General features: G+C 67.5%; 3 protein-coding genes. 2 read left to right on the plus strand and 1 reads right to left on the minus strand.

What is annotated here, in order from left to right; all coding sequences use genetic code 11:
- The first annotated feature begins 128 nt into the window (after nucleotides 1–128).
- Nucleotides 129–1,394 carry a HAMP domain-containing protein gene (locus EB084_19455; protein NDD30440.1) on the plus strand — a complete coding sequence of 422 codons (1,266 nt, stop codon included), beginning with the start codon at nucleotides 129–131 and terminating at the stop codon, nucleotides 1,392–1,394.
- Between the two features lie 59 nt (nucleotides 1,395–1,453).
- Here the strand turns inward: EB084_19455 and EB084_19460 are convergent, their stop codons facing one another.
- Nucleotides 1,454–2,953, minus strand: coding sequence for a hypothetical protein (locus tag EB084_19460; GenBank protein NDD30441.1), 1,500 nt, complete (start codon nucleotides 2,951–2,953; stop codon nucleotides 1,454–1,456).
- 225 nt (nucleotides 2,954–3,178) lie between these two features.
- Between EB084_19460 and EB084_19465 the strand changes: the two genes are divergently transcribed.
- Nucleotides 3,179–4,857, plus strand: a 1,679-nt coding sequence (locus EB084_19465; protein ID NDD30442.1) for a hypothetical protein, incomplete at its 3' end; no start/stop codon positions are given.

Below are 4,857 nucleotides of genomic sequence, written 5' to 3' on the forward strand. Positions count from 1 at the left end.
CTTCACCATCGACCCGTCGAGCGGAGAATACCTCGTGGTCGGTGTGGAATCCGTGTCGCACTGAAAGGTCGGGCGCCAGGGTTTTACGCGAAGGGCGGCGGGGAACGGTCTGCGGGAAAGGCCGTCACATGCGCATCCACACCCGAATCGCCCTCGGCATCTCGTTGCTCGGCCTGCTCGCCGCGGGCGGTTCCCTCTACGCGTGGCTTGCGGTGGACGAAGCTGCCCACGCGGTGGTGACCCTCACCGAGGGCAGCCCCGCCGCCATCACCAGCGGTCCTCCTGGGCGCGTCGAGAGGGAGAGCCTTGCCCACCTGCGCGCCCTGCAGGCCCGAGCCGCGCGCTACGCGGGAGTCACCTGCATGATCGCGGCGCTGCTCTGGCTTGCGGGGGTGCGAACCGTTCTCTCGCCGCTGCGACGCCTGTTCGGGGTAGCCCGCCGGGTGAGCGAAGGCGACCGCCTGGCACGAGCCGCGCTGACCGGTGTATACGAGATCGACGAGCTGGGACGCGGACTGAACCGGATGCTCGACATCCTCGAAGAGAAGGCAGCGGAGCAGGCATTCGTGCTGGCCTCGCTCCAGCGCAACGCGCGCGAGACCCAGCGACAGCTCCGCCTCGCCCAGACGGTTCAGAAGAGCATGGTCTGGCGCGCGCCGGAAGCGCCTGGGCTGGCTCTCTTCGCCCATCTGCAGGCCGCGCGCATGATCGGCGGAGACTTCTACGACGTCCAGTGCCTGCCAGAGCCGCAGCCTGGCGCTGCGCTCATCGTGGGAGACGTATCGGGAAGCGGCATACCGGCGGCGCTGGTGATGATTCTTTCGATGGCACTCGCGCGCGAAGCGATGCGACATGCTCCAGACCCGTCAAACGCCCTGGAGCGGGTGAACCGCAGCCTGCGGGAGCACTTCTCCGTTGAGATGTCCGAGACGTTCGTCACGGCGGCGATCGTCGAGATCCGTCCGGCAACAGGCAAGCTGCGGGTCGCGTGCGCAGGGAACGAGCCCCCGATGCTCTGGCGCCGGCGCTCCGGAGCCATTGAATCTGTGGGCCGCCCCGGATTCTTTCTCGGCCCGTTCGACAGCCCCACCTACCCCCTGGTGGAGAGCACCGTCGAGCCGGGAGACCGCGTGCTGCTCTTCAGCGACGGGCTGACCGAGAGCCGCTCCCCCAGCGGAGAGCTGTTCGGACGAGAGCGCCTGGAGGAGGTGGTGGGGGACGCGGGCCGCTTCGACGTCGAGGGGCTCGGACGGAGGATTCTCGACGCGCTCGGGGCGTTCAGCCAGACCCCCGTTCCAAGAGACGACGTGGCGCTTCTCATCGCCGAGGTGATGCCCACGGCACACCCCACGAAGTCGCAGTCGACACGCGAGATGGCGAACGGTCGTAAGTAAGAGAAGAGGCCCGGGGGCATGCCCCCAGGCCTCTGTGCAGGCTCGCAGCTGCGTCGCGATCAGCTGGTGATCTTGCTGCGCTCGATGAGCATCTGGCCGTTCTCCCAGCGAACCGCGCCGATGTAGGGCTGGCCCTTCGAGTCGAACCAGTCGGAGGTCTTCATCTGGTAGCCCGGATCGTTGTAGCGGATGCGGCCGTCCTTGATGAGGCGCTCGATGTTCGACTTCGTGCGGTTGATGGTCTCGGCATCCTTCGAGAGGCTGCCATCGCGGTCGACCACGGTCTCCACGCGAGCCCCCTCGAACATGCCGAAGCGGTCGCCCTTCAGCTCGAACGCGACGGTGCGCGTCGGGCTCTGGTCGACGGCCTTCGACAGTCCCTCACCCGAGGGCGAAGGCGGCGCCGGCGTGGCCGGGGCGGGTGCAGGCTCGCCCGCGGACAGGATGAGCCGCTTGGTCATCACGTCGCGGATGAGGTCGGCCCGTGCCCCGTTGTTGAACTGCTGGTCGGCGGCGATCCAGGCGTTGGCCATGTCGCGATAGGTGAAGTCGCCCTGGGGAGCGGTCTTCATCAGGTTGGCGACCTGCGAGAGCATCTCGGCGCCCGTGGCCCGCAGGGCGTCGACAGGGGCCATTCCCTTGGCCATGTTCGACGCCTGCACGGCACAGACGACGTCGTAGAACGCGCCCGTCCAGAGACGCGAGTATGAGTGCACCTCAGAGCTGAGCTGGTCGGACGGAGCCGAGCCAGGGAGCGTCGAGGGATCGACCCACGTGAACGTGTTGTTGGCGTTGCGCACCCAGTCACCGCCCGTGCGGTTGGTGCCCTTGAAGTCGTTGATGCCGATGCCGAGCTGCTCACCGGTGGCGGCGAGGATGTTGGGCTTGCGCAGGTCGCCACCGGTCTGGACGGCGACGCGCTGCAGGGTGCGCTCGTCCTGGAAGGCCATGAGCATGCCGAGCTGGTCGCCGAACGACTCGTGGAAGCCACCGGGATCGGCCGACCACGTGCTGAGATAGCCCGGACGCAGGGCGTCGAGCATGGCGTGGCCGCACTCGTGCGAAACGACCTCTCCGGAGGCGCCGCTCATCATGGTGGCGCCGATGACGTTGTCGGTGCCGTGGAAGAAGTGCACACCGCCCGACCAGCGCGAGTAGTAGGCGTTGAAGTTCTCGCCCTCGTCCGGGGTCACGCTGAGGCGCTGATCGCCGAACGCCCACTCGATGGGCTGTCCGAGGGCCTTCTCGAACGCAGCAACCGTCTTGGCCGCCGCAGCGAACGAGATGGCGGCGGCATTGTTCGCCTGATCGCCGTCGCCGTAGACGTACTTGCCGTTGACCGGCGTCAGGTCGGAAGCGAGAACCACCTTGTCGGTCTGAGGACGCTTGCCGCCGCTCACCCCTTTGATGTTCTCTGCCTTGCTGGGCATGACCATGACGTCCTGGGCATTGTAGCTGAAATCAACGTCGGTCTTGGCCTCGGGCGTGGTCTCTGGCGTCGCGGGGGGGGCGCTGAGAGGCTGGGTCTTCACGGCCGAGATGCGGGGAAATTCGATCATCGAGGGCTCCTTCGAGTGACGTGTCTATGTGTTCTACTGACAGTTTAACGCAGCGGTCTCCCTCGAGGTGTTGAGAAAAGGTTAACGTCCGGCACGATGGCCCTGAGGGGTCGCGCCCCTGCCGCCTCGCGTTCCGCGCCTCCCCGCGCCGCCTTGCTCCCGCTCCTGGCATGCAGTATAGTAGGACGAATCTTCCCGCCAATCTCCCGCAGAGGTGCTCTCTTCTTGGCTCTCCCCGCCCGCGCGCTGGCCCTCGTCCTTCTCGGCGTCGCGCTGACGCTCACACCCGTCCTGGCGGAGGCGCCCGCGCCACCGAAGCCGACCCCCGTGCTCGACGCACCGACCTACGCCGACGCGTGTCAGGTCGATTTCTCGTGGCTGCTCCCGGCCCACGCGCACGGCTTCCTGAAGGTCTCCCCGAACGGCACCTTCGTCTGGGAGAACGGGCAGCGGGCGCGGTTCTGGGGAATCAACATCTCCAATCGCAGCCTGTGGACCACCCACGACGAGATCGATCGGGTGGTGTCGATGCTGGCCCACGCCGGCACCAATCTGGTTCGGTTCGAGGCCCTCGACTCCCGCGGGGGGCTGCTCGACATCCCCAATCAGCCCGGCTCGCGCGCACTCGACGCCGCCAAGCTCGACACGCTGCACTACTGGATCGCGCGGTGCAAGCAGGCGCACATGAGCTACTATCTCGACCTCCTCGACTTCCGCGAGTTCAAGCCGGAAGACGGCATCGAAGCGACGCTCAACCGGGGTGCCCGACCCTACGCAATGTTCGACCCCCACCTCATCGCGCTGCAGAAGGAGTATGCCACAGCGCTCCTGACCACGTCGAACCCGTACACGGGGCTCCGGCCCGTCGACGACCCGGATCTTGCGCTGGTCGAGATCTGCAACGAGCACGGTTTCTTCATCAATCCGGAGTCGCTCACCGAGATCGTCGAGCCGTACCGCGGGCGTCTGCGCTCGCTCTGGAACGCCTGGCTCACCACCCGCTACACCTCGCGCGAACGCCTGGCCGCGTCGTGGAAGAGCCTGGGCGAGGGAGAGGACCCCACCACCGACACCGTGGCGCTTCCGGTGCTCACCGATCCCGCCGGCGGACGCGGCCCGCGAGAGGTGGAGCCTCGGCTGGCCGACGGGGTCGCCTTCCTGCACGATGTGCAGCGCGCCTACTTCCACGCGATGATGGCCCACCTGCGCGAGATCGGGCTGCGCGTGCCGGTCACGGCGGTGGTCTCGAACGATGTCGCGCCGGACCTGGCTTCGGTGGCGGCGGAGTGCGACTTCCTGTCGGAGAACTTCTACGCCGACCATCCGCGCTTCGAAGGGAAGGACTGGGAAGGGAAGTTCCACTTCCGCAACCTCAACCAGCTGCGCGATGGCGGCCCCGCGGGCTTTGCCCCCTATACCTGCGCGCTTCGCTGGAAGAACAAGCCGGTCGTGATCCGGGAATGGGCCACGGTGTGGCCCAATCGCTATCGCGCGGTGAGCGTGCCGCAGGCCGTCGCCTACGCGAGCCTCCAGGACTACGACGGCATGCTGCTCTTCGGGTACAAGACCAAGGAGTACGCCAACCGGCTGATGTTCTTCGGCTACGAGGCCGACCCCACGGTATGGGGCCTCTACTCGCTGGGCGCCGCCGTGTTCCTGCGCGGCGACATCGCCCCGTCGAGCGCGAGCATCACGCTGATGTACAGCCTGCCCACGCTCCTCGCCTTCCCCAACGGCATCACCGACACCCATCGCCTCGCCTGGCTGCTCCGCGTCGGCGCCGACACGGCAGAGCAGGTTCCCCCGCTCACCCCGCCCCGCACGCCGCGCAGCCTCAACCAGGCCCTCGCCGGAGGCGGGGCCGGGGATCCCACGGGGCGACATTGCTCGAGGGCGGTCCGCGT

It is taken from the genome of Pseudomonadota bacterium (assembly GCA_010028905.1).
In the GTDB taxonomy this organism is placed as follows: domain Bacteria; phylum Vulcanimicrobiota; class Xenobia; order RGZZ01; family RGZZ01; genus RGZZ01.